We start from the raw sequence: 24,675 nt of genomic DNA, 5'->3' as shown, positions 1-24,675 counted from the left end.
TTTGAAACCATTACTTTCAGTAACAATGGCGGATATGTCATTTCGACCGAAGGGAGAAATCTCCTCGAAACCGTACCTTTAGAAGGAAATTTCTCGGCTTATGGCCTCGAAATGACATTCAGCTTGTCGCTTAACAAAAGTATTGGTTCCATTCTGTTTTTAGTATAGAAGGAATTTTGGACGCAGATTCACGCTGAAAACGCAGAATTTAAATATTTTTTGACCTAATCAGCGAAAATCTGCGTTCATCTGCGTCCTATTTTATCCAACTGCGTAACTCCTATTTTATTTCTCATAAACCCAGGTTTCAAACAGGCCGGTCAGGTCGCATTGGCAGTGTTGTTCGGCCAGTTGTTTGAAGGAGGCGGTGCTGCTGTGGCGCCATTTGTGCGTTTGCTGGTAATCGCGGAAAAATTCATTAAATGAGCGCTGCCCCATTGTTTCGGCCAGGGCGGTGATAAAAAGGGGGCCGCGACCATACACAACGGCGGTGTATTCGTCGCGGGTGTAGGCGGCGGCCGGTAAGCCAATGGGCATGTCCGGCCGGCCAATGGCCTGCCACTGATTCTCCCAAGAGGCGCGAACCGTCCAGCCGGTGGCCTGCCCATAGACGTTGGTGAAGTAAATTATAGTGGTGTATTGCACCAGCGACTCATCGAGCCAGGGTTCGTCTATCTGGTCGTTGCCCACCAGGTTATAAAACCACTGGTGCCCTACTTCGTGCACCACCGTACTTTCCAGTAGAATCCGCGAGGAGACCGCGCCTATTTTTTGGTCGGGGTCGTAGAGCAGCAGAGAGATGCCCACAATGCCGGGATACTCTATGCCCAGGGCCTCAATGGGCAGGCCCAACACGTCAAACTCGGTATAAGGGTAGGGGATGAATTGTTGGTTGAAGGTGCGCAGGGCGTTGGCGGTAAATTCCAGCGCCAGTTCGGCCTGGCCCATTTGGTCTGATGGGGCGTAACTGTTGACGGTGGTTTCGCCGATGGTGGCGCTGACCACGGCAAAGTTTTCGCTGGCCGCCAGGTAAAAATCACGGGCCGGGCCGGCGGCAAACGTTAGAATCTGGCGGTCCGCCTCAACCCGGCGTTCAACCTCAACGCCGCTCGCCGCCACCGTTAACCGGGCCGGCGCGGTCACCTGCACCAGATAAAAACTGACGTCGGAGTAAGAGGTGTCGGCGTTGGGCGGCGGCACCTGGAGATACCAACCTTTTTCGGTGTAAACCGGAATCACCGGGTAGAATCCGTCTAACATCAAAAACTCATCAATGTAGCCAAACAAGCCGTAATTGCCCGCCGAGGTTTGGCCGGCTTGAACAACAAAGTTTAGCTGAAGATGGGCCTGCTCGCCCGGGGCCAGCGGCGCCGGCAGGGGCACTCGAATAGCGCTGTTCTGGAATTCGTACTCAGGTGACACGACCTGCCCGTTGACCTTGACGTCCGCCACCGCGCCTTGACCACCCATGGTATTGGCGAACAGGCGAAAATAAATTTCATTAAGGGTTACGGTTTCTCGATTGGTGTAAAGCACTTCCTCCTGCCCGGTGAAGGCGAGCAGGTCGTCGGAAATCTGTAACTTTATCCGGTACGTACTGGCTCCCGGCAGCTCGTCCAAAATATCCTGCTCCGCCTTGACCAGGCCCGACCGAAAGATGGCCCGGTCATGCCAATCGGCTGCAAAAGGGTCGGAGGGTAATGTGGCAACAGGCGGCTCATTCCCGCCGGCCCCTATTGATTGACAGGCCAGGAGCGAGACGAGGCCCATGATGAAGATGACGTTGGTCAACAAAAATCTCATGGGATATTCCTGTTCAACTCAATTTACCAGGTCGCGCAGGTCGGCTTTTGCTTCCTCAACCTGACTCAAACAAGTAAAGATCAAAATCGCCGTCGTTTCTTTGGCGTCGCTCTGCTGCGTTTCAAACCATTGGGTCATCAAATCCATGGCCTGGTCGCACTGGTTCAGGCCGGCGGTCAATTTTTGATGGACCCCCTCTGCGGCCGGGGGAGGAGTGAGCCGGTTGATCTGTTGCATGGGGCCGCGCACTTTTGGCTCAAATATTAAAAACTCGGTTTGAAATTCGGCCAGGGTTAAACCGCCGCCTGCGTAGGCCAGCGTGCTTTGTTTAAAGTCTTCCCCGGCGATGGTAATCTGTCCCCCCAGTTCAGACACGGTTTCGGCGTAGCTCAACAGGGCCGCCTGCTGGTTGTTATTGGCAACAGGCGGGGTGACAATGGCGGTGGGGTTTGGCACAGCCTGGCTATTGGTTGGCCGGGGAGAAGGCTGAAGGGTTGGCGTTGGGGTGGCCGGCGGAGGGTTATTTTCCGGCGATGGCGCCGGCGTTGTCTCCGCTGCCGGCTGCGTTGCCGGTGGGGGAATAACAGCAGGGGGCGGATCGGGAGTCACTCCCGACGCATTGCCTTCCGGCGCGTTTCCCGGTTCAACAATGGGGGTAGGTTGTTGGCCGGCGAGTGGAGCGGCGGGCTGCGGTTCAATTTGTGGAACAGGCTCAACAGATTGCGGTTCAGGAGGTTGTGGTTCAACAAGTTGAGACTCAACCAGGGAAGGTTCAGCGGATTGAGCAGGTTCCGGCGGTTGGGTGCTCGGAGAGGGTTCATTCGCCTGGACCGGCTCAATATCCAGATCGGCCCGGCGAGCGGGGGCTACCAGGGCTAATCCTGCTGGCGCTCCCGGCAGGAGCATCAACCGGCTTTTCAGGTGGGCCGTGTACAGTTTGGCCTGCCCCAGGTAACCGGCCAGCGAAGTTTGCCCCAGCCTGACCTTGACCGGAACGGTGGCGCGCAACTGCACGACCGTATCCAGCGGAATGGTCTGGTTGAAAGTAACCGGCACCACCATTTTGAGAGGCACCTCCAGTTTGAGCGGAACCTCGAGCGGGTCAGTATTGGGCAGCGGAAAGGGCAGGGTCAGGGCCTGGTCAATAGGCACCACCGTATCAAGGGGAACGGCTACGGTTTGATTAAAGGGGATTTCTGCCTTTATCGGCACGGGCTGGTTCACTTCAACGTTGAATGCCAGTTCGTCGTTGGCCAGGTGATCCAGCATTGTTTCAACTTTGGTCAGGGTGGTAATGGCCGCAAGCCTGGCCCGGTTGAGGCTGTATGCCAGGCCCAAGTTGAAAATCAAGAGCAAGATCACCAGAATCCAGAGGAATGGGATGGATCGTTGCATAGGTTGGCCTCCTTAACTTAGTTAAACCCCTGCCTCCTCCTCGCGTCCTTTGGCCCGGTAAACCAATTACCATGGTATCATAATAAGTTACCACCACCAATAGGTAATCCGGGTCATCAATTTTCAGGAATTCACCAAAATAAGTTGCCTTCAGCCTTAATAGCTCTGTTGGCGCCGCCGAACGACCAAACTTTGTCGTTGGTCGTTCGGCGTTGGTCGTTCGTCGTTCGTCAAAAATAGCAAGTAGTACCTTTGGCTAAGCACAACCCCTAACTTTTGGGGTTTGAAGGAAGACTAGGTTGTTGTACTATAACTTGTAGTTGTTGCACGATAATTACAAAATGTTAACAAAGCGGTGTAGTCCATCATCAGGTAAAACAAGGTGAGGGCTGATGATTACTTATGAACAATTAAAACAAAAACCCATCCTCTTTCAGGAGCTTAGCGGGGTGAGCGTGGTCAAATTCAATGAATTGTTGCAAAAATTGGAACCCTACTGGTTACGTAAACATTACCAGCGGCTTGATCGCCCCGATCGCCGGCGCTGTGTCGGCGGCGGGCCGGATTATAAATTAAAGCTGAAGGACCGGTTGTTGATGACCCTGATGTTGCTCCACCTGTATTTGAATACGGAGGCCCTGGGGTTTTTGTTTGAGGTTGATAAATCAACCGTCAGCCGGAACACCCGCGATATTTTGCCTGCCCTATCTGCACTGGCCAATGGCCGCTGGTCCAGACCGCCCAAACGCGGCGAAGGCAAAACTGTGGCGCAGGTGTTGCAAGAACATCCCGCTTTATTAGAGATCGTTGATCATAATGGCTTAAAAACTGATAACCCCGCAGCGAGCGTCACCCAGACCCTACCCTAACGGAGAAGAAAAATGGCCCTGGCTTATTACGACGTCAACTTGATAAATATCAGACCTACCCTTCCCAAAAGGCAACATCCTTATCATCCTGGCGACCAAACCGTAGTCGCCATCATTCCGGCTTACAATGAGGCCCGAACGATTGGCCAGATTGCGCTGGAGATGCGCCGGTATGCGGCCGTGGTGCTGGTGGTAGACGACGGCTCCACCGACGGCACTGCCGAGGTAGCCCGGGCCGCCGGCGCAACCGTAGTAAGCCACGCGCAAAACCAAGGTAAGGGCGCCGCCTTGGACACCGGCTTCCGGGCGGCTTACAAATTGAACCCTGATCTGGTGATCACGATTGACGCCGATGGACAACATTTGCCTCAAGAAACGACCAGGCTGATCGCCCCCATTTTGACCGGTCAGGCGGACCTGGTGGTTGGCTCTCGCTACCTGCAAAATACCAGCAACACGCCCCGCCACCGTATCTGGGGACACCGCGTTTTTAATTTCATCATCAACCAAATCTCCGGCATCTCCCTCACCGACACCCAATGCGGTTTTAGAGCCTTCTCCGCCGGGGCCTTGCGGGCCATCTCGTTTCAATCCAACGGCTTTGCCGTAGAATCCGAAATGCAGTTTTTGGCCCGCAAGTTTGGGCTGAGAGTGGCCGAAGTGCCGGTTACGGTTCGGTATGAGGGTAAGGTCAAACGTTCGGTGCTGGTGCAGGGCTTGCTGGTGCTGGCCGGAATTTTAAGGTTGACGGCCTGCCACCGGCCGGCGCTTTGCTGTAGTAGTTTGAGCGTGCTTTGCCTGTTGTTTGGCCTGCTCTGGGGAATATGGCCCCCGGATTTTTACCAACCCCATCCTCCCCCTGATCCGGTTTACTTGACCGCCACCTTTCCGTTTACCATAGTTGGCCTGGTGATTTTGCTGGCCGGCTTTGTCGTTCATGCCGGTCAACCGCTGATGCGCATGCTGCGTTCCAGCGAACCGGAAGCCTGAACCCGGCAGGAGGTGGAGATGCCAACCGAGATAATCACTCAACTATACCCCCCCCTCCGTTTTGCGCCGATGGCCTGGCGGGAAACGGCCCGGTGCAGTGTGGTCATTGTCAACTATAATGGCTGGCGCTACTTGCCGCCTTGTCTTAACTCGCTTCTATCCAATTTTAATCCAAACGACGAAATCATTGTGTTTGACAACGCCTCTACCGACGGCAGCGCCGATTACGTGGCCCAGCATTTCCCTACCGTACAACTTATTCGCAGTGAAAGCAATTTAGGTTTTAGTCGGGGTTGCAACCTGGGCGCGCAGGCCGCCACGGGCCGTTACCTGGCCTTTCTCAACCCCGATACCGTGGTGGTGCCCGGCTGGCTGGATGCCCTGCTGGAGGCGCTGGTGGCTGACCCTCAAGTGGGGCTGGTTACGCCCAAAATTTTGCTGCTCAAGGATAAAGAAATCATCAACACCTGTGGCAACGACATCCACTACACCGGCCTGACTCTCTGCCGGGGGGTGGGTCAGCAGCGAAATGCCCTGTCGAGCCAGAATGAAGTGGATGCGGTTTCGGGCGCGGCGTTTGTGATTTTGCGGGAGTTGTTCACCAGGCTCGGCGGTTTTGACCACACCTTCTTTATGTATATGGAAGACACCGACCTTTCCTGGCGGGCGCGGCTGGCCGGGTATCGCTGTTGGTACGTGCCCGAGGCGGTAGTGTATCACGATTACACGCTGCGGTTTGGCCCGCAAAAAACATTTTACCAGGAGCGCAATCGTTACCTTAAACTGCTCAAAAGTTTAAACTGGCGCACGTTGCTGGCCCTTTTACCGGCCCTGCTGCTGGCCGAAATTATCACCTGGGGTTTTGTGCTGGTGCGCGAGCGCAGAAATTTAGCTAACAAACTACGGGCTTATCTGTGGATTGCCACCCATTGGCCGCAAATCAGGCGTAGCCGGCAACAGGTGCAGGCCTTGAAACAAATATCAGACCGCGAGTTGATTGCCCGGTGTGCCTACCGGCTGGCGTATGAGCAAACCGGGGGAGGACCGATAGCCCAAGCAGCGCATCTGGTTTTTGATCCGGTTTTTTACTGGTTGCAGCGGGTGGCTTTGATCTTGGTTTAGGAGGAGAAGCGGTAATGAAAATCTGCTTGGCCTGTTCGCACGGCGGTCATCTCACCGAAACCTTACAAATTCTCGACGCTTTTAAGGGGCACGACATTTTTTTTGCCACCTATCACAGCGCCCGGGAGGGGGAGGTGCGGGCCATTGCCCCGGCCTACTTTACCGACAACGTTGGGACCAGTGTTTGGCGCATGCTCCGGGCCACGTTTTGGGCCTGGTCAATTTTGCGGCGGGAACGTCCCCAGGTGATAGTGAGCCTGGGCGCCGAAATTGCGCTGCCCTTTTTTTATTTAGGCAAACTGTTGGGCTGCAAAACCATTTTTATTGAAAGTTGGTGCCGGGTGGAGGACCTGTCGTTGACCGGCAAGCTGGTTTATCCGGTGGTGGATGTTTTTTGGGTGCAGTGGCCCCAATTGTTAAAGGTTTGCGGCCCCAAGGCCCAATACAAAGGGGCGGTGATATGATTTTGGTAACGGTGGGCACGCACAATCAGGGTTTTGACCGGCTGGTGCAGGCGGCGGACGAATTGGCCGCCGAACTCGACGAGCGTGTCATCATCCAGCGGGGCAGTTCAACCTACCGGCCGAAACACGCCGAGTATTTTGATTTTGCCACCAGCCAACGGATGGTTGAGTTGACCCAGGCCGCCCGGATCATTGTAATGCACGCCGCCGCCGGCGCCATTATTACGGCCTTGCGCCAGGGTAAACCTTTGGTGGTGGTACCCCGGTTGAAGCAATTTGGTGAGGTGGTGGATGACCACCAACAACAATTGGCAACAGCTTTACAAGCCAGGGGTCAGGCGGTGGTGGTGACGGAACCATCAATAAGCACATTATTTTCGGTGTTAGTTCAGTCAACTTATGAATATAAAGCGAGCACGTCTACCATGCTAATCAATGCTTTACGTGGACAATTAAATGCGTGGAATGTGTCTGCAATGTCAATAATGAGCAAATCTTAACATAAATTCTCAGCGCCTTGAGTGCAAAAATCGGCTGTATCCGTGGTTGTATCTCTGATTGTAGCTAATGAAATATTTCCTGGAATTTTTTATCGTATTATTTTTTAGTATTTTTACGCTAGCCTCATTGTTTTTTGAACTGGCCTGGATTGGGGATTTACTCAGCATAATTGGAATATTCATTATTCCGGGTTGGCTGCTAACCCAGATTCTTGTTGAGGATAATGATAAACCAGATGTTACACGTTTTATTCTCATCTTCACCTTGGGAGCAGTATTAGTAACACTAGAGGCTTTTAGTTTGGTGATCCTCAATATCAATATAACCCGTGAATTTATTACCTTAGCCAGCCTGATTGTTTCCTGGTTTTTATTGGCAACACTTGTTTTTCGCCAACAGATGACCTCTGACGATCTCGATAATTCAATAAAAAAAAGTGTTCTTACTATATCCGTTGCCATCATTACTGCCGTTATCTTAATTCTATTCATTTCGCTACACCAACCCATAGCACAGGAAAATTATACCGAGTTTTATGTCATTCCTCGATTATCTGGACAGATGGAAGTTTTTATTGTAAACCACGAACAAAATCCTCATACATACATTCTGACTTGTAAAGACAATACTGCCCCAGAGGTGTTATTAGCGATATTTCTCTTGGAGCCAGGATCAAGACAACGTTTGGATATGGACTCATCGTTACTTCAATCTGATTTGGCAAATAAGATGAGGCTGAACCTTTATCTTGATGAAGTTACAGTACCTTACCACTGGTTAGAGGTAATCGGAACAAGCTGTAATCAGCTTCCGGTTGAATAAATACTCGGATGTTTGTTTATTTAGGACTTGCGCACATTCCAGAGGTGACAGTCACTTCGCAAGTGACTGTCACCTCTGGAACGCATCAACGATTTGCGTAAGTCCTATTATTGAAATAATGATTTACCATTACACTGTACACCATATTTTTAATTTCGATATTGTTGACCACAATGTGGGTAGTTTACGCAAATTGTTAGATATCAACCAGCGGTATCAAGCTTTTCGTGTACCATTGGCGTTAGATGTTCCCCCTGATCTAACAATTGAAGTCGGATCATTTACGCCATCCTTAACAGGCTGTAATATTCTTGATGACGAATACTATGGCAAACCAGGTTATATGTATCATACTGGAATATCGGAAAAGTTGGGAGGGAACTGGCAGTTTGATGTTACGGGACTTGATGCGGCTCAATGTAAAGTAAGAGTAAATGCTAATTTATCTGGCCTACCATTTATTCCGGGCCGGGTGATTGACTTTTTTATACAATATATGCTAACCAAGCAGGGGTATTCCTTCATCCATGCCTCGGCAATTTCATTGGGAAACAAGGCAGCTATATATTCAGGACGTGGGGGAGGCGGCAAAACAACCATTGCCTTAGAAGCAGTTGACCAAAAAGGCTTCAACTATTTAGGAGATAATTTTGTTATTTGCAAAGATGGGCAAGTTTCTAGTTTTTTTTCACCTCTAAATATGTTTGGTTACAATCTACGACCTAGTGTATGGAGAACCTTATCAAAGACGAAAAAATTGCGCTTCAAAGTATGGAATCTGGTCTATCGTTTTAGTGGGGGATATGTAAAAGTGTTTACCCCTATTAGTTCGGTAAAAGTATTCCCAAATGCTTTACAAGCCTCGGCAGATATTGCCGAATTTAATTCATTGCTCAGCGGGCAGGAATTTTTTTACCAGCCGGTTGATCGAGCCAAGATCGTTAAACGGACAGTGAGCAATCAAAAACTTGAATTCTTTCCTTTCGTTCGTCATACAGCACTCTACGGTTGCCTATTTCCTGAATCAGATTTCGCCCGACATTGGGAAATATATGAAGCTTTATTATATAGGAATTTACCCGTCAATATCCCTTATCGCCAAATTACTATGCCTGAAAAAATCACTTCCAATGTACTTAAGTGTGTTTTAGATTTGTATGGTACTAAAGATGAAACTATCAATACGGGGAACGTGATCGCTTGACGACCGTAACAGAGTACTATGATATCCACGGCCTGGTTTCTATTGGCGTTCAAAGGTCTGCCGCCTTTGATCCTATAAAAGAAATTAGCCAACCATTTCGATATTTCCAGGTGACCAATCTGGACCGTAAGCCGGATATTGTTCTAGAAATCGGAGACTTTGAACCTGATAAGCAGGGATGTTATTTGGTTGATCACCAATTCTTTGTGCGCGAAAATTATTTTTACTGTAAAGATGCTTACCGCACTGCCCATTGGCAAGTTGAAATCAAGGGCTTTGAATACGGTAAAACCTGTATTCGTATCTCCGGTACCTATAAGAGCTTGAAACAGATTTTGGCTCCAGGTATGTTTTGGGAATCACTGTTGTTGAAACAAATTGTAGCTTACCGCCTATCCCAAAAGGAATACTTTTTGGTGCACGGTGCTGCCGCCTCAAAAGATGGACGGGCCGTTATTTTGTTTGGACGAGGTGGAACTTATAAAACAACCTTACTTATGACCCTGCTCCGTCAAAGTAATGGGTGGCGGATAATGGGTGATGATACCGTGATTGTAGGCGATGGTCAGGTATTCAGTTTTCCTGCCCTCGCCGGTATTTTTGCTTTTAGATATAAATATTTGCCAACCGAAACCCTTTCAACTTTTGATAGGTTTCGACTTCTTTTATTTCTAATGCGTTTCAAATCAAAAGATCTGCCAACAATAAATCAAAGCTGCCTGACCAGTATTATTCAATGTAAAGTCAGCTCAGACCACAAAATTAGCCTGAATGAATTAGAGATTGGTAACAATCTTTCTCAATTGGTCGCTGTTTCTGCTGCGGAAGACCATTCAAACTATAATATTGGTCATATTGGCGTATATCCGCGATATGTGGAAGCTTACACTTACGTTTTCCCTGATAATTCATTGAGCAAACGGTGGAAAGATGCACAGGCTCAATTAAATCAAGTTAAAAATGTTCGGTCTTTTGTCTTGAACTTGCCAAACTTGGCTAAACCTTATCATTTCTCAAATGCTGTAGAAGTATTGAATAATAAGTTTGAGAGGCAGTGATAGCAATGAACTATCTCCTGATGACTCCGGTAAGGAATGAAGAAAACAATCTGCCAACTGCGGCTCAATCAATTCTGAAACAAAGCCATCGCCCTGCCTTATGGCTTATTGTAAACGATGGTAGCACTGATAGAACTCAGGAGATCATAGATGAGCTTACGGCAAATAATTCCTGGATTATTAGTCGTTCACTGCCGCCGGGTCCTGGAGGATTGGGAAAACATTTTGCCGAAGTAGTTGATTATGGTTTTACACAACTCCAACTGGCAGCCGAGAAAGCAGGTATTACCTATGAATTAATGGGGAAGATTGATGCAGATGTTTTGTTCGATTCTTCTTGTTTTGAATTGTTAGTTCAGGAGTTTGATAAAAGTGCGTCATTGGGTATAGCCAGTCCTAGCATGGTTATCTACGAAGGAAACAAAGGGAAAGTTAACAAAGAAATTGAGATAGTTCTGGGGGATCACCCCACAGATGGTATACGTCTATATCGGCGTCAATGCTTCGAGCAAATTGGCGGAATACAAATTGTACGCGCCCCCGAAACAGTAGCTGAAGCCAGGGCAGTGACAAAGGGGTGGAAACTTTGTCGGTTTGAACACATTCAAGCCAATATGTTACGAAAAACACATGAGTCAACCTCACTATGGGCAAGATGGGTTATGAGGGGGGCAGAGTCGTATTATCTTGGTTATCATCCCCTTATTGTTCTTGGACATTGTGCCCATACCGCTTTATTCAATCATCCCAAATATTTATTTCTAGCTTACGGCTGGGGATACTTAAAAAGTTTAATTCAACGCAAACCCAAAATTGAAGATGAAGAAGTATTATTTTACTTTCGCTTTCGGCGTTTGCGTGAAATATTTCCACAAATTCCTCAGATTTTGTGGAAAGGGTCTAGACGTTGGGTTCGGAGGCTTCCATCTTGAATATTAACACAATAACTAGCCGTACTGATGTTTTTTTGGCCATAGTAGGACTTGGAATTGGAATAGCGGCAATTTTTGCCAGTGAATACTACAATTTAAATCGAACTCACTTGGGATATGCAATATCTATTGCTTGCCTGATTTACCTTTCTATAAGAAATTTTTTGAGCGAGAGGAAATCGAGTAATCCCTCATCATTTTGGCAAACCGCTACCGAACCTTTTGTGATAGTAGTATTTGTATTTCTTATCTTTTTACTAACCAGTATTTTTGTACTTAGAGAGTCGCTTTATTACAGAAATCCAGCCTATTTTGGATTTTTCTTGAGTGCTGTAGCCATAGTGGTTTTACAGATTACCATACTTGATTGCGCCCCTACCTGGAAGCAGGCAGTATTGCTAGGCCAGATTCTTTTGTTAAGCATAAGCTTTAGAGCTGGAGCCTTTTTTCTTTACCCCAGCGTGTCGGGAAATGATCCTTTTTACCATCAAAGACTTATTGAGGAATTGATGGTCACTGGTGAAGTTCCAGAAAGTTCTTATAGCCCTTTCCCGGTTATGCATTTGCTAGCCGCAGTTTTTTGCTTGGTATCCGGCTTAACCTCCAAAATGGGTATATTTTTGGTGAGTATTCTTCAGTCTATTGCTCTATTGGGTGTTTTTCCTATTGGTAAAATGCTTTTTGAGGCCAGGACGGGGCTATTTGCAGCCCTACTGATAAGCTTAAGTGACTACCAAATTCAGTGGGGTGTGCAAATAATACCAATGACTCTGGCTATTGTTTTTTTTATTCTGATACTTTTGAGTCTCTTTGAACGGAAGGAATCACAAAAACCTGGGGAAAAGATTAGCTGGACTATAATCATCATACTTTTTAGTAGCATTATGGTGCTGACTCACTCACTGGCAACACTCATTTTATTTTTCGCTCTACTGGTTATGATGGCACTGCCAGGGTTGATGAGATTCATCAATGATCGCATGAGCAGGTCGTCTATTTTGGTGAGTACGACCCTCTCGATTATAGTAGGTGTTGGTATGCTGTCCTATTGGATGGTAAGTTATTTAAGACCCAACCTTGATTTTTTCAGTCTGGCGACACTATCTGTTAAATCAGCTTTATCCACTGTGGAACTGGGTAATGTTGAATCTGTGTCCATTGCAGGTTCATTAAACAAATGGTCCGTATTCCTAGGAGAAGCCGGATGGACAGTCTTATTAATATTTTCCCTGGTGGGGGCATTAGCTTCGTTTAACAATCAAACTCAAGAGAATGATAGTGTAGTGTTAACCTCCTTGCTTGGAGCATTTCTAGGTGTTACCTACGGCGCAAGTGTTATTGGCGCAGCCGCAATTTTACCCGCTCGCTGGATTGTTTTTCTCTATGTACCAGCTTCTTTGTTAGTAGCCACTGTTTTGTCAAGGCTACTTTACATTCAGGGTAAGCTGAAAATAATGGCATCTTTAACAACGCCGTTAATTCTTTTTCTCATCCTAGCTCTAATGATAACCTCGCCTACCAGATCTATTCCAGATAGCCCATTATATGTAAGCAACCTGAGTGTTCGGCCTGGTTTCTATATTTCTGAAATTGAGGGGTTTAATTATGTTAAAAATGTGTATGGCAACAATACTCTAGCTGCCAGTGCTAAATCTAGTTTATATCTGGATAAAGCAGAAATTATTGATCCCCGGAATCCAACTACGTATGAACCGGCAAGTTTAATCGTTCATCGTGAATATGATATGATTAAGGGTTTCTCTATTCCCTTCCCAAAGGAACAGGTTATTGAGCTTGTTCCGCCGTCTGAAAGTTTTGCCGATTATCTCAGTGGACCATCACGTTTGCGAGTTTATGATAACGGTATCGTACAATCGTTCCTGTCATTAGACTTTTTTACGCCAAATACTGAAGATGAGAATTTAACGGAGCAAGATTAAGGTGCGCGTTTGTCACGTAGCATTTAACTTTTACCCAGATCAAGGACTTACCGATTTGTATGAAAATACAATGAATGAAGCCAGGTCTGGGACTGATGTATACGCCATCGTTCTAGGACGGCCTGACGAGCCATCATCACAAAGTGTGAATGGTGTAAAAGTAACTCGTATACCAGTCAATTCTGGCCGAACACTAACAGGCATTACCTCTTTTATCCAAAGCGTACTGGACTATGTAAAAACAGAGTATTTTGATTTAGTTCATGTTTATCCCTTCTCCGGCGCATTTTTGTTGCCATTGTTAGGACGACGAATATCTAAAGCTAAATGGATTTATAATATACGCAGTGGACCAATCAGTTCCGGAATAAAAAGAAGACTCGAAAACCTCTCTCCCATATTGCGGCAAGTCTTGTTTTTCGATGCTGTTTTTATAATATCAGAAAGTGTTGCTCGATCTATATTTGGCACAATGAAACCTAATTTTTATATTGCTCCGTTAGGAGTCAATCTTGAAAAATTTAACCCCGTCGGCAATTCAAAAATTCGAGAGCGATTGGGGTACTCTAACAACGATTTTATTTTTATCTATTCTGGTGTATTGGATAAACGACGGCGACTTGATACGCTTCTCTACGCGCTAAAACAGGCCCAGGTGAAATGCCCTCAACTGAAGTTGGTTTTGATTGGTAATGGCCCCGATAAACTAAACCTGATTAACCTGGCCAAAGATTTAAGTATTGTTGATCGTGTGGTTTTTGAGGGATATGTCCCCTATCAATCAGTTCCGGCTTATTTGTCTGCTGCTGATATGGGTGTTTCCTACCTCCCCATAGAGAGCGGTTACTACATTCAACCACCACTCAAAGTAGCCGAATATCTTGGCTGTGGGTTGCCGGTAATTGCTACAAATACCGAAGGTCACCAATATTTTATCCAAGATTGTTTTAACGGGTTACTGATAGACGATACGCCGGAAGCACTGGCTAATGATGCCTTTATCCGCATTGCGCGAGATCAAACTTTACTTAACCAAATACAGAACCATGCGCGTTCGTCAGTGCTTGAACATAGCTGGCAAAAAATAGTGGATACTCACCTGTTGCCTGCCTATCAAAAAATCCTCAATTCTTAAATGATCGCTGTTAGGAGAATAGCTTTGAGCAAAAGCGACCAGCTACATCAATCACAAGAATTTTATCAACAGTTTTTTGGAACCAGTCGAAAACTGTCATACGATGATTACGAGAGGTATCAGGTTGTATTCGAGTTGATAAACTCGCTCGCTTTACCCTCATCCGCTACGGTTTTAGATATAGGCGCGGGAGCTGGAAAAATTTCCAGGTTTCTGGCCGAAAGATTCGATAAGGTTATTTCAGTTGATATTACCGCAACTCCACTCATGAAAAATATTCTTCCAAATTACCCGCAGATAAAATTTTCTACCGCAGCATTACCTGGTTTTCCATTTCCTGATCAAAAGTTTGATCTGGTCGTCTGTTCTGAAGTACTGGAACATATTGAGCAAGAATTACAACCCTTCTCTGTTATTGAAATAGCACGAATGATTACCCCAGGAGGATGGAGCATCATTTCCACGCCGAATCCGCAAAGCATTTTTGAGGTAGTACGCAAAACAGAAGCGGTTATTTTGCGCCGGAATACCAACCGAACCGGGCAATTACTGGAAAGTTATATTTCGCCCAAGATACTACAAGGTTTGTTTGAGAATCATTTTTTAATCAAACGGCGTTTAGGAAGTTTTTACTTGTTCCCGCCTTTGTCCGGTTTCGCATCTAAACTTCCCCTTCTATATAAAGTTTCAGAAGATATACGGCGAAAAGGCTGGCTTAACTCAAAAGGTCTATATCAGTACTACGTACTTAAACGAAAGTAAAAGGATAGGACTTACGCACATTCCAGAGGTGACAGTCACTTGCGAAGTGACTGTCACCTCTGGAACGTATCAACGATTTGCGTAAGTCCTAAGGATACATCAGTGTCACAACCCACTATCCGCAGAGATAGCTGTTATTCTTGGTTTGGAGGTTAGTGCTTAGATAATGGGGAGCAGTTGGAATTTATGCGGTAACCTGATTCCTTATGGTACGAGAAGGTCATTGGTCACACGGGTTGCAAGGATAATCGAATTAACCCGAAAAGGTTTTTGTTCTACTGTAGGGAAAAATATTTTGTCTTTATATTCGCTCCAGTTTGTTAATTATTTACTCCCTTTAATAACAATACCGTATCTGGTTCGGATTCTTGAACCACAGAATTTTGGAAAAATTGCCTTTAGTCAAAGCTTGATAGCCTATCTTACTATATTTGTCGGCTATGGGTTCAACCTTTCTGCAACACGAAAAATATCAGCTTCACGTGACAATCCACAAGAGATTAACACAATTGTAAGTAATGTTTGGATTGCAAAATCTCTGCTAACAATTATCGGCTTTTGTATATTGGTACTGTTGATAGTATTCATTCCAAAACTTAATGAATCTGCTGTTCTACTTCTTATTTTGTTCGGAATCGTGGTTGGCGACCTGTTATTTCCTACATGGCTATTTCTTGGTCTGGAGCAGATGACAACAATATCCACAATTAACTCTTTGGTTCGAATTATCATCACTGCAGGCATTTTTCTGTTAATTCGACAACCGAATGATTATTTTATTTATGCAGGGTTAATATCAATGCAGTGGGTAGGGGCGGGAATAATATCAATTTTGATTGTTTATCGAAAACTTGATTTCCATTTTATTATTCCTCGTTGGGCTGATATAAGAAAAGAACTCTCAGATGGATGGCCCTTATTTCTTACCACAGGTGCTACAGGTTTTTATACAGCAGGGAACGCGTTGATATTGGGGTTGTTGACCAATAATACAGTGGTTGGGTATTATAGTGCTGCGGAGAAGTTAGTCAGAATAATCCAGGTTTTAATAGGCACAGCTTCTCAAGCAATTTATCCAAGATTTAGCAAGATGGCATCGGAAAGAAAAGATGTATTTATGATTTGGGCGCGTAGGACATTATTTGCATTAGGAAGTATGGGGCTAGTAGCTTCAATTGGCCTGTTTTTATTAGCCCCATATATAGTAATGTTCATATTTGGTCCAGAATTCTGGGCATCTATACCTATCATAAGAATTCTAGCGATTATCCCCTTTCTGGTAGCTATCAGCAATGTATACGGGGTGCAGATAATGATACCCTTTCATCACGATAGACCCGTCTTGATACTGACATTTTCTGGTGGTTTGGTGAACCTATTACTGGCAATGTTACTTGTCCCACTGATGTATGGTATTGGAATGGCCTTCGCGGTAACTATATCAGAGCTTTTTGTTACCGTATTCTTCGTTATTTATTGCCACCTTAGTGGATTGAATCCTCTTGTAAATCAAACAGACGGCTTTAAGTGCACAAGAGAGTATTAAGACTATGAGAGAAATATTCGTGAGAATTTTAAGGCCTTGGTTGCCGTTTCTGAATCGAATTTTGTATTTGATAAAGTTCTTTTTAGAGTTCGGATATCCGGCTCCTCCGGTAGGGACTGATCTTGCCGGATATGACAAGTTGTTGCGGGTTATCAACAATTATGAACTTCTTGAGATTGACGGTGATTTTGTGGAAATAGGCACCTTCCTTGGAGGTGGAACTTATAAATTAGCAAAATTCCTTGAGGTTAACAACAGTAATAAAAAAGTCTATGCAATAGACATATTTGAAATGAATTTTGATCAGACACTATGCACTACAGGTACCACTATGGCAAAAATATATCAAGGACATGTGGTTAAGAATTTTGGAGAAAAAACCTCTCAATTAGATATTTTCAAGAAGGTAACGCAAGATTGCAACAATATCGAATTGATAATTGCTGACACAATGGACGTTAGAATTCCGGCAGAATTTATAAGTTTTGGTTTTATTGATGGTAATCATGACCCATTATATGTAAAAAATGATTTCTATCTAGTTTGGAATAAATTATCGGCTGGAGGAGTTGTAGCTTTTGATGACTATGGTCATGACCTCCCTCAAGTGACAAATATGCTGAATGATTTGGTAGATAAGCATCAGTCTCGAATCAAGGCAACTTGGCAGTTAGGGAGAATTCTATTTATTCAAAAAAAAGGATCATAAACAAATGCAGTCTATTATTCTTGGTTCAGGTATGACAGGGTTAGCTGCCGGGTGGGCTTCTGGACTGCCAGTTTATGAAGCAAAAGGTATCCCTGGTGGAATTTGTTCGTCGTATTATGTGCGCCCAAACAATCGTGAAAGATTACACATTGCGCCAAATGACAGCGAAGCATACCGTTTTGAGATAGGCGGCGGACATTGGATTTTTGGGGGTAATCCATCGATTCTTCGCTTGATTCGTAATTTATCTCCGGTTAAAACTTATGCACGCAAATCGAGTGTATTTTTCCCAGAAAAACAGTTATTCGTACCCTATCCATTGCAAAACCACCTTCGATTTCTGGAAGCGAAAACAGTCTCTTTAGCGCTTAAAGAAATGGTTGACGGTGCATATTCCAAACAATCTGTAAATACAATGGCCGAGTGGTTAGATAAAAGTTTTGGCGTTACACTAGGCAAACTTTTCTTCCATCCGTTTCATGAACTATATACGGCTGGTTTGTGGCGAACAATTGCTCCGCAGGATGCCTATAAATCTCCGGTAGATTTGTTATTGGCGTTGCAAGGTGCATTTGAACAGGCTTCGGCTGTGGGTTACAATGTGAATTTTGTGTACCCTGAAGATGGTCTAGATGCTTTATCTCGGCGGTTGTCAGAACAATGTGACGTTCGATATGGAAAAAAGGCTGTAAAAATTGATATAGCAGACAAAGTGGTCTATTTTGATGATGGGACAGAAGTTGTTTATAACCAATTAATTTCTACCTTACCCTTGAACCAAATGCTGCAATTGGCTGATCTGGAGACAGATGAAGAATCTGCTCCGGCAACTTCTGTGCTGGTAATAAATATTGGTGCGGTAAAAGGGGACAAATGTCCGAATGACCACTGGCTGTATATTCCTCAGAGCAAGGCCGGTTTTCACCGGGTCGGTTTCTATAGCAATGTGGATAATTCATTTTTACCGGCGTCTTCCAGACAGAATAATGACCGAGTAAGCATTTATGTAGAAAAAGCTGCCCCTGAAAATGCCAAGCCTGACCAAAAGCAGCTAAAAGCTCAGTCGCAGCAGATTGTGGTAGAATTACAAACTTGGGATTGGATAAAAGAGGCTGAAGTAGTTGACCCCACCTGGATTGAAACTGCTTATACCTGGCGCTACCCTAATTCTAACTGGAAAGATAAAGCTATGGGGGTGTTGGATGAACATGATATTATCCAAGTTGGACGTTATGCTCGCTGGAGTTTTCAAGGTATTGCAGATTCAATACGGGATGGTTTATTTGTTGGTGGAACGATGAAATTTAGCAAGTGAGGACTGATGCTATGTTAAAAAATAAACTTGAACCAATTCCTTTAAATAAATTAAGGCAAGATCCGCTTGTTTCTGTTCTTATGCCAAATTACAACTATGAAGACTATATCGCAGCGGCGATAGAAAGTGTGTTAAATCAAACATATCAAAATTTTGAGATAGTAATATGTGATGATGGTTCTATAGATCGCTCAGTAGAAATTATTCAAACTTATGTTGAGCATGATAAGCGAGTGAAATTAATTACTCAAAAAAATGGAGGCGTAGCATCTGCGGTAAATACAGCATACAAAAATTGTCGCGGGGAAATTATTTGTTTACTTGATTCTGATGATTTGTTTGAAGAATCCAAAGTCGAAAAGGTTGTTTCTGAGTTTTTTCAGAATCCGGATTGTGGATTATGTGCCCATCCCGTTCGGAAAATTTCGGCAGATGGGAAAATACTAGATCCATCTTACCCAAGACGATTAGATGAAGGTTGGAATGCACAGTTGGCCCTTAATCAAGGAGGGCGCACTCTACAACCGCCAAACTCAGGACTTTCTTTTAGAAGAGAAATCGCCGATTTATTATTTCCAATACCTCCACTAAAAGCTCTTGCAGATGGATATTTGTCGGAAGGTGCAAATTTTATGACTCTCACGTGTGTAGTTCAAGAAACATTAGCAAAATATAGACTCCATGGCTCAAACATTTCAGCATCAAAAGATATGAATCCCCAGATAATTCGCAAAACTCACGCTGATTATGTCGCGTTGCTTCGAGAATTGAATATTTTTTTACACAGGTATTATGAACTAGATAAAGAATGTGAACCACTCAAAATAGAGAATCGTCCTGGTTATTGGGAATCAATTCTAGTGTTGTCCTTTTTTGACACACAAATTGGAGTTAACGATCTTCCTGCAATTTCAAGAAAACAAGTATTAGAAAAAATAGTTGGCCCAAGAAAAATCATTTGGCAAATTCTTTTACTCTTACCGAAGCGTTTGGGAATTTTGGGGCTAAATATCTGGTGGAAAATAAAACAAATCTCAAAAAAATTCGGTTCAAGATGCAATCCTCTTAGAGAAGCCCTGCAAAGCTGTAACAACACCGTAACCAGCAAAACATAGTTTTCGTGATAGACTCTTTATAGAATAAAAAACTACGCCAACACCCTGCTCTTTAACAAACCGATAACGCCAAAACAATTATGAGCATTTTGGTTGTCAGCAACAATACCTTTAATAGCCACAACATCGCCAGCCTCCTGAAACGGGAAGGCTACAGGGTTTTAACAGCCCAAAGCGGGCAGGATGCCCTGCGCCTGAGCAAGGCCAATCCCATTGACCTGGTGCTGCTTGATTCGGCCACAGCCGACCGGGATGGTTATGCCATCAACCGCCGCCTGGAACACAATTGTAATGTCGGTATCATCCGGCTGCCGGTAGCTGCGGCTCATACCCTTGAGTTAGTGGACCCCCGCCTGGTGACCGCCCTGCAAGAGAACGAACTGCTCAAACGGGTGCGCGCCGCCTTACAAGAACGCCAACACCTGAAGCCCATTTTTAAGCAGCCCTCCCTGGCCGAAACTGTGAGCCGCAGTTCGGCCCGCTGGGTGCAGGAATTGAACCGCGCCTTTACCGGGCCGGCCAGAAAACCGGCGGCCCAGGTTAAGCCAAGCGAACAACCGGCGCTGGCCGCGAGTGGGGTCATGGCCCTCCCCTCCCCGCCCTCCATCCTGGCCGGGCTGATCAATCTTCATCCGGCCCTGACCGCCTGGATTTATCTGGGGCTGCTCGTTATTGCTGAGATATGTACCTTTATTGTTAAACCGCAAGTGGGGTTAGCCCTGCACGGCCTGGTGTTGCTGCTGCTGCTCACCAACGCCGCCTTCAGATGGCAGGAGCGGATTCATCACCTGCTGCTGGGATTAACCTTTGTTCCTTTGATCCGTATTCTCAGCCTGTCTTTGCCCGTGATAAATCTGCCCCGGATTTACTGGTATTTGGTTATCACCATTCCCTTATTAGTGGTGGCGGCCATGATGGTGCGGATGCTCAAATTCACCTGGTCGGAAGTGGGGCTTAACTTACAGCAGTGGCCCCTGCAACTGCTGGTGGCGCCCACCGGCCTGATTTTTGGTTATGGTTTTTATTTGCTCTTAAAGCCAATTCCCCTCATCACGCACCTGGCCTGGCCCGAGGTGCTGGTTCCGGCGCTCATTGTGCTCGTCAGCACCGGCTTTTCCGAAGAACTTATCTTTCGCGGTATTCTGCAACGCGCCGCTATAGAAGTGATGGGACCTTCTGGCCTGGTATACGTGGCCGTGTTGTACACTAACCTGCACATCGGCCACCGCTCGCCCTTGAACCCGGTTTGCGCTTTTGGGCTATCGCTGTTTCTGGGCTGGGTGGTCTCCAAAACTCGCAGTTTGTTTGGCGTTACGCTTTGTCACGGCTTCACCAACATTATGTTGTTCTTGATCATGCCGTTTTTAATGCCTTAAGCCTTAACACGTGACACCTGACACCCGACACGTGACCCTTTACATTGCAATAGGAGTAAATCATGAGTTCAACCATCAGTATTACTACCGAAGCTACAGCCGCAGCCTGGGCTTCTACGGCCTCTCTGGGCCTGATTGCCGTGATCATCTTGCTGATGTTACTGGTGCAAAAAGAAATTGCGGTCACCAGCCCCAATCCGCGCACGGAATTTTTGCGACGCATTTTGAACATTGGCATCGTGCCCATGTTTGTTGTTTTTGCCGTTATTGTGGGCGCAAAACTGTTTGAGGTGTTGGGGTAAAATTTCCTTCAAAGGATTACTCAACTTCCTTCAAAGAAATTTAGAGCCAGGATTGGGCCTGGCTCTAAAGTATTTATTTGCTTTTCAGTCTCCTCAGTTAAAGCCACTTCATTCTTCAACATAAGGCATTTCCCACCCATGCAAAATTGACAATCTTCCTACCCCCGCTTACAATGCGGTGTCTTGCGCAAAACTATAAACCATAGCGTCCCCAGATAGGGAAACGAGGATGATATCCGGGGCCTAAAAACATTTTTACTCTTTGGAAGGAGATGCAATGAGATCTATTCTGGCTATTCTAATCGTCTTGATTCTGAGCTTGAGTGTGGTTGCTTGCGGCAGCACCACCCCGCCGCCTAACGTGGAAGAAACGGTGGCCGCGGCGGTGAATGGCACGGTAGCGGCCCAACTGCCACCCCCGCCGGTTGAGCAGCCCACTGCCACCCCTTATCCCACCTACACCCCCTATCCCACTTATACGCCTTACCCGCCTCCGGTTCAGGAAGTGGCCGAAGCGGCGACCCAGGAGCCGACGGTTGAGCCAACCCCACCCCCGCCGCCACCCACCCCTACGCCGGTTCCGGCGCAGGCTCAACAAACGGCGGTGCGTTCCCAGGATGGAGCGGTGATGGTGTTTGTGCCCGCCGGTGAATTTATGCTGGGCGCAAGTGAGGCCGACCTGGGCGCGGTAGGCGCGGGAGGCCCGCCCAAATTGGCCGGCGGCGATGAACAGCCCCAACATCCGGTGAGCGTGGCTGCTTTTTGGCTTGACCAAACCGAGGTGACCAATGCGCAGTTCGGTAAGTTTGCCAATCTCACCGGCTACAAAACCACTGCCGAAATAGAAGGTTACGGCGCCAGCGGCGGCGAACGGGTGGAAGGGGCCACCTTTTATCACCCTCGCGGGCCGGAAACCGGCATTGATGACAAAATGAATCACCCCGTGGTGCAAGTCACCTGGCAGGATGCCAAAACTTACTGCGAGTGGGCCGGGGCCAGGCTGCCCACCGAAGCCGAATGGGAAAAAGCGGCCAAAGGCGCAGCCAACGACCGGGTTTTCCCCTGGGGCAATGCCTTTCAATTGCCGGAGTTTGACCTGTCTACCGCGGCCAACTATTGCAGCGCCAGTTGCCCCTTTGAGGCAGGCCGCGATCCCAATGTTGACGATGGTTTTCCCTACACCGCCCCGGTAGGCAGTTTCCCGGCCGGGGCCAGCCCCTACGGCGCTTTTGACATGGCCGGTAACGTTTGGGAGTGGACCGAAAGTTCTTATCTGGGTTATCCCGGCAATAGTTACGAGCAGGCCGGGGATTTTGACGAATATTTCCGCGTGGTGCGCGGCGGTTCCTGGGATAATGCCGGGCAGCATATCCGCGCCACCTTCCGCCAAAATAACGAACCGCACGTGCGCAGCGACGGCACGGGCTTTCGTTGCGCCGTTTCCGCCGATGTGTTTGAACCGGCCCAGGTAGTAGCCGAGCCAACCGTTGAGCCAACGACTGAACCCACCATCGAGCCAACGACTGAACCCACCATCGAGCCAACGACTGAACCCACCATCGAACCCACTACCGAAACCACGGTTGAACCTACCACTGAACCGACCACCGAACCGGCGGTTGAAGCAACTGCCGAGCTAGGCTCCGGCGGATAATGGCTTTTCAAAAATCTTTAAGTCCCCGCGATGACCACGGGGACTTTTTTATTTCAGGGAGGTATAGATATTCAGAAAAAGATTTTGAATTTTTGCCGGTAGAGACAGAACAATGCCCTGTCTCTACCCAAAAACATTATCTGAACAACTATAGTTTGAATTATTTCTTAACAAAATTTTAACAAAAGCCCCCCTCTATATCACCATCAACTCTTGCCCCCTGTCAACAAATGCGTTATAATGGCCTTCATTAGCAGGCTAAATATTTTGTTGTTTGGGTATGTTTCAATGGCTGAAACATTCGGTTGAAAGAGCGCGGCTGTAGTTGGGATGGGGATTGAGCAAAGCTCAATCTTTGTTATCGAAAAATGGTCGTGCTTTTTATTTCCTGATGAAAGGGAGGTGTTGCTGAAAAAAGTGTTAAGAAAAGTTTGTGTTAGTAACTCATGTTACGCAGCTTCTTCGGTAGGAATCCCGAATTCATTCGGGTTTTACCAGACTGAAGTCTGGACTCCTGCGTAAGGTGACTTAGTAAAGCTGTACTCAGGCAGTTTGTTAACCTATAAAACCTATCTTTGTGGAGGAAGAAAGAATGAGAAAGTCAATATTTATTTTGGTAAGTTTGATCGTTATCCTGACCCTGGTCTTGACGGCTTGCGGCCAGGCCGGCGGCGGCAAGTTCAAAGCCTGCCAGGTCACCGACACCGGTGGGATTGATGACAAATCCTTTAACGCCACCGCCTGGAAAGGGGTGGAAGAGGCGGTGGCCGAGTTTGACATCGAGGGCAAATATTTAGAGTCGCAACAACAAACCGACTACGACAAAAACATCACCCAATTTATTCAGGAAGATTGTGGCATCATCATCACCGTTGGCTTCCTGCTGGGCGACGCCACCCAAAAGTATGCCGAGCAAAATCCTGAAGTGCCCTTTACCATTGTAGACTTTGCCTATGACCCGACCATCTCCAACGTGCTGGGGCAGGTGTTCAATACCGATGAGGCCGCTTTTCTGGCCGGTTACCTGGCCGCTTCACAAACCGAAACGGGAAAAATTGGCACCTGGGGCGGTATCGCTATCCCGCCGGTAACGGTTTTTATGGACGGTTTCCTGGCCGGGGCGAACTATTACAATCAGCAAAAAGGGGCCAGCGTTGAAGTGTTGGGCTGGGATGGCGCCGAGGGCCTTTTCATCAACAACTTTGAAAGCGCCGAAGATGGCAAAAAAGCCTCCGAGTCCCTGGCCGACGAAGGCGCCGACATTTTGCTGCCTGTAGCCGGCCCGGCCGGCCTGGGCGCGGCGGCGGTAGCCAAAGAGCGTGGCCTTAAGGTTATTGGCGTGGACGCCGACTGGTACGATACCGCGCCTGAGTATCAAGATTACATCCTCTCCAGCGTATTGAAGAACATGAACGTGACCACCAAAGATGCCATCAAACAAGCCATAGACGGCAATTTTGAAGGCGGCGTTATTGTGGGCACGCTCGAAAACGGCGGCGTGGGCCTGGCCCCCCTCCATAACTTTGAAGACAAAGTTTCGGCCGAGGTTAAGGCTGAGTTGGAAACTTTGAGCAAGGAAATTGCCGCCGGCAACATTAAAGTGGCAGATTATCTGAAATAAGCAGGTTTTTCACTTGGGCGGTATTATTGGCCAATAATAC

The 24,675-nt window shown here is 46.7% G+C and carries 22 protein-coding genes; 20 read left to right on the top strand and 2 right to left on the bottom strand.

Translation table 11 applies throughout. From position 1 onward, the window contains the following. Positions 1–285: 285 nt before the first annotated feature. Positions 286–1,791 (bottom strand): M1 family metallopeptidase, encoded by a 1,506-nt coding sequence (locus JW953_12005; protein ID MBN1993416.1) that lies wholly within the window; start codon positions 1,789–1,791, stop codon positions 286–288. Positions 1,792–1,821: 30 nt separating this feature from the next. Next, complete coding sequence (locus tag JW953_12000; protein ID MBN1993415.1) at positions 1,822–3,198, bottom strand: hypothetical protein; 1,377 nt, start codon at positions 3,196–3,198, stop codon at positions 1,822–1,824. A 392-nt stretch (positions 3,199–3,590) separates the two neighbouring features. Between JW953_12000 and JW953_11995 the strand changes: the two genes are divergently transcribed. The 20 genes from JW953_11995 to JW953_11900 all read left to right on the top strand — a co-directional run bounded on the left by JW953_11995 (position 3,591) and on the right by JW953_11900 (position 24,635). Next, positions 3,591–4,067, top strand: coding sequence for a transposase family protein (locus tag JW953_11995; GenBank protein ID MBN1993414.1), 477 nt, complete (start codon positions 3,591–3,593; stop codon positions 4,065–4,067). Positions 4,068–4,079: 12 nt separating this feature from the next. Next, positions 4,080–5,057, top strand: a complete 978-nt coding sequence (locus tag JW953_11990) for a glycosyltransferase family 2 protein (GenBank protein MBN1993413.1) — start codon at positions 4,080–4,082, stop codon at positions 5,055–5,057. Between the two features lie 18 nt (positions 5,058–5,075). Further along, the gene (locus JW953_11985) at positions 5,076–6,179 is read left to right on the top strand and encodes a glycosyltransferase family 2 protein (GenBank protein ID MBN1993412.1); all 1,104 of its coding nucleotides are present in this window, start codon (positions 5,076–5,078) and stop codon (positions 6,177–6,179) included. 14 nt (positions 6,180–6,193) lie between these two features. Next, positions 6,194–6,643 (top strand): oligosaccharide biosynthesis protein Alg14-like protein, encoded by a 450-nt coding sequence (locus JW953_11980; GenBank protein ID MBN1993411.1) that lies wholly within the window; start codon positions 6,194–6,196, stop codon positions 6,641–6,643. Continuing rightward, entirely contained in the window at positions 6,640–7,143 is a 504-nt protein-coding gene (locus JW953_11975; protein ID MBN1993410.1) for a beta-1,4-galactosyltransferase, read from the top strand. The genes JW953_11980 and JW953_11975 overlap by 4 nt, the downstream gene beginning before the upstream one ends. Positions 7,144–7,210: 67 nt before the next feature. Next, entirely contained in the window at positions 7,211–7,966 is a 756-nt protein-coding gene (locus JW953_11970; protein MBN1993409.1) for a hypothetical protein, read from the top strand. 193 nt (positions 7,967–8,159) lie between these two features. After that, positions 8,160–9,170, top strand: a complete 1,011-nt coding sequence (locus JW953_11965) for a hypothetical protein (GenBank protein ID MBN1993408.1) — start codon at positions 8,160–8,162, stop codon at positions 9,168–9,170. After that, the gene (locus JW953_11960) at positions 9,167–10,228 is read left to right on the top strand and encodes a hypothetical protein (GenBank protein ID MBN1993407.1); all 1,062 of its coding nucleotides are present in this window, start codon (positions 9,167–9,169) and stop codon (positions 10,226–10,228) included. Before JW953_11965 ends, JW953_11960 begins: the two co-directional genes overlap by 4 nt. A 5-nt stretch (positions 10,229–10,233) precedes the next feature. Beyond that, positions 10,234–11,160 (top strand): glycosyltransferase family 2 protein, encoded by a 927-nt coding sequence (locus tag JW953_11955; protein ID MBN1993406.1) that lies wholly within the window; start codon positions 10,234–10,236, stop codon positions 11,158–11,160. After that, complete coding sequence (locus tag JW953_11950) at positions 11,157–13,100, top strand: glycosyltransferase family 39 protein (protein MBN1993405.1); 1,944 nt, start codon at positions 11,157–11,159, stop codon at positions 13,098–13,100. The genes JW953_11955 and JW953_11950 overlap by 4 nt, the downstream gene beginning before the upstream one ends. Before the next feature lie 70 nt (positions 13,101–13,170). Further along, positions 13,171–14,235: a glycosyltransferase family 4 protein gene (locus tag JW953_11945; GenBank protein ID MBN1993404.1), complete on the top strand. Its 1,065-nt coding sequence runs from the start codon at positions 13,171–13,173 to the stop codon at positions 14,233–14,235. Positions 14,236–14,259: 24 nt separating this feature from the next. Continuing rightward, positions 14,260–14,997 (top strand): class I SAM-dependent methyltransferase, encoded by a 738-nt coding sequence (locus tag JW953_11940; GenBank protein MBN1993403.1) that lies wholly within the window; start codon positions 14,260–14,262, stop codon positions 14,995–14,997. A 223-nt stretch (positions 14,998–15,220) separates the two neighbouring features. Next, on the top strand, positions 15,221–16,543 hold the full coding sequence (locus JW953_11935; GenBank protein MBN1993402.1) for a flippase: 1,323 nt from the start codon (positions 15,221–15,223) through the stop codon (positions 16,541–16,543). 4 nt (positions 16,544–16,547) lie between these two features. Continuing rightward, the gene (locus JW953_11930) at positions 16,548–17,252 is read left to right on the top strand and encodes a class I SAM-dependent methyltransferase (GenBank protein ID MBN1993401.1); all 705 of its coding nucleotides are present in this window, start codon (positions 16,548–16,550) and stop codon (positions 17,250–17,252) included. A 4-nt stretch (positions 17,253–17,256) separates the two neighbouring features. Beyond that, a complete protein-coding gene (locus JW953_11925) occupies positions 17,257–18,567 on the top strand; it encodes an FAD-dependent oxidoreductase (protein ID MBN1993400.1) in 1,311 nt (436 codons plus the stop codon). 11 nt (positions 18,568–18,578) lie between these two features. Then, positions 18,579–19,682 (top strand): glycosyltransferase, encoded by a 1,104-nt coding sequence (locus JW953_11920; GenBank protein MBN1993399.1) that lies wholly within the window; start codon positions 18,579–18,581, stop codon positions 19,680–19,682. 80 nt (positions 19,683–19,762) lie between these two features. Next, positions 19,763–21,058 carry a CPBP family intramembrane metalloprotease gene (locus tag JW953_11915; GenBank protein ID MBN1993398.1) on the top strand — a complete coding sequence of 432 codons (1,296 nt, stop codon included), beginning with the start codon at positions 19,763–19,765 and terminating at the stop codon, positions 21,056–21,058. A gap of 62 nt (positions 21,059–21,120) precedes the next feature. After that, the gene (locus JW953_11910) at positions 21,121–21,360 is read left to right on the top strand and encodes a hypothetical protein (protein ID MBN1993397.1); all 240 of its coding nucleotides are present in this window, start codon (positions 21,121–21,123) and stop codon (positions 21,358–21,360) included. Positions 21,361–21,637: 277 nt separating this feature from the next. Next, the gene (locus JW953_11905) at positions 21,638–23,014 is read left to right on the top strand and encodes a formylglycine-generating enzyme family protein (GenBank protein ID MBN1993396.1); all 1,377 of its coding nucleotides are present in this window, start codon (positions 21,638–21,640) and stop codon (positions 23,012–23,014) included. A 592-nt stretch (positions 23,015–23,606) separates the two neighbouring features. Beyond that, positions 23,607–24,635 carry a BMP family ABC transporter substrate-binding protein gene (locus JW953_11900; GenBank protein MBN1993395.1) on the top strand — a complete coding sequence of 343 codons (1,029 nt, stop codon included), beginning with the start codon at positions 23,607–23,609 and terminating at the stop codon, positions 24,633–24,635. The last annotated feature ends 40 nt before the right edge of the window (positions 24,636–24,675 follow it).

It is taken from the genome of Anaerolineae bacterium, assembly GCA_016931895.1.
Taxonomy (GTDB): domain Bacteria; phylum Chloroflexota; class Anaerolineae; order 4572-78; family J111; genus JAFGNV01.
The sequence above is the reverse complement of the archived record's forward strand: the minus strand, read 5'-3'. Positions and strand labels throughout refer to the sequence as shown.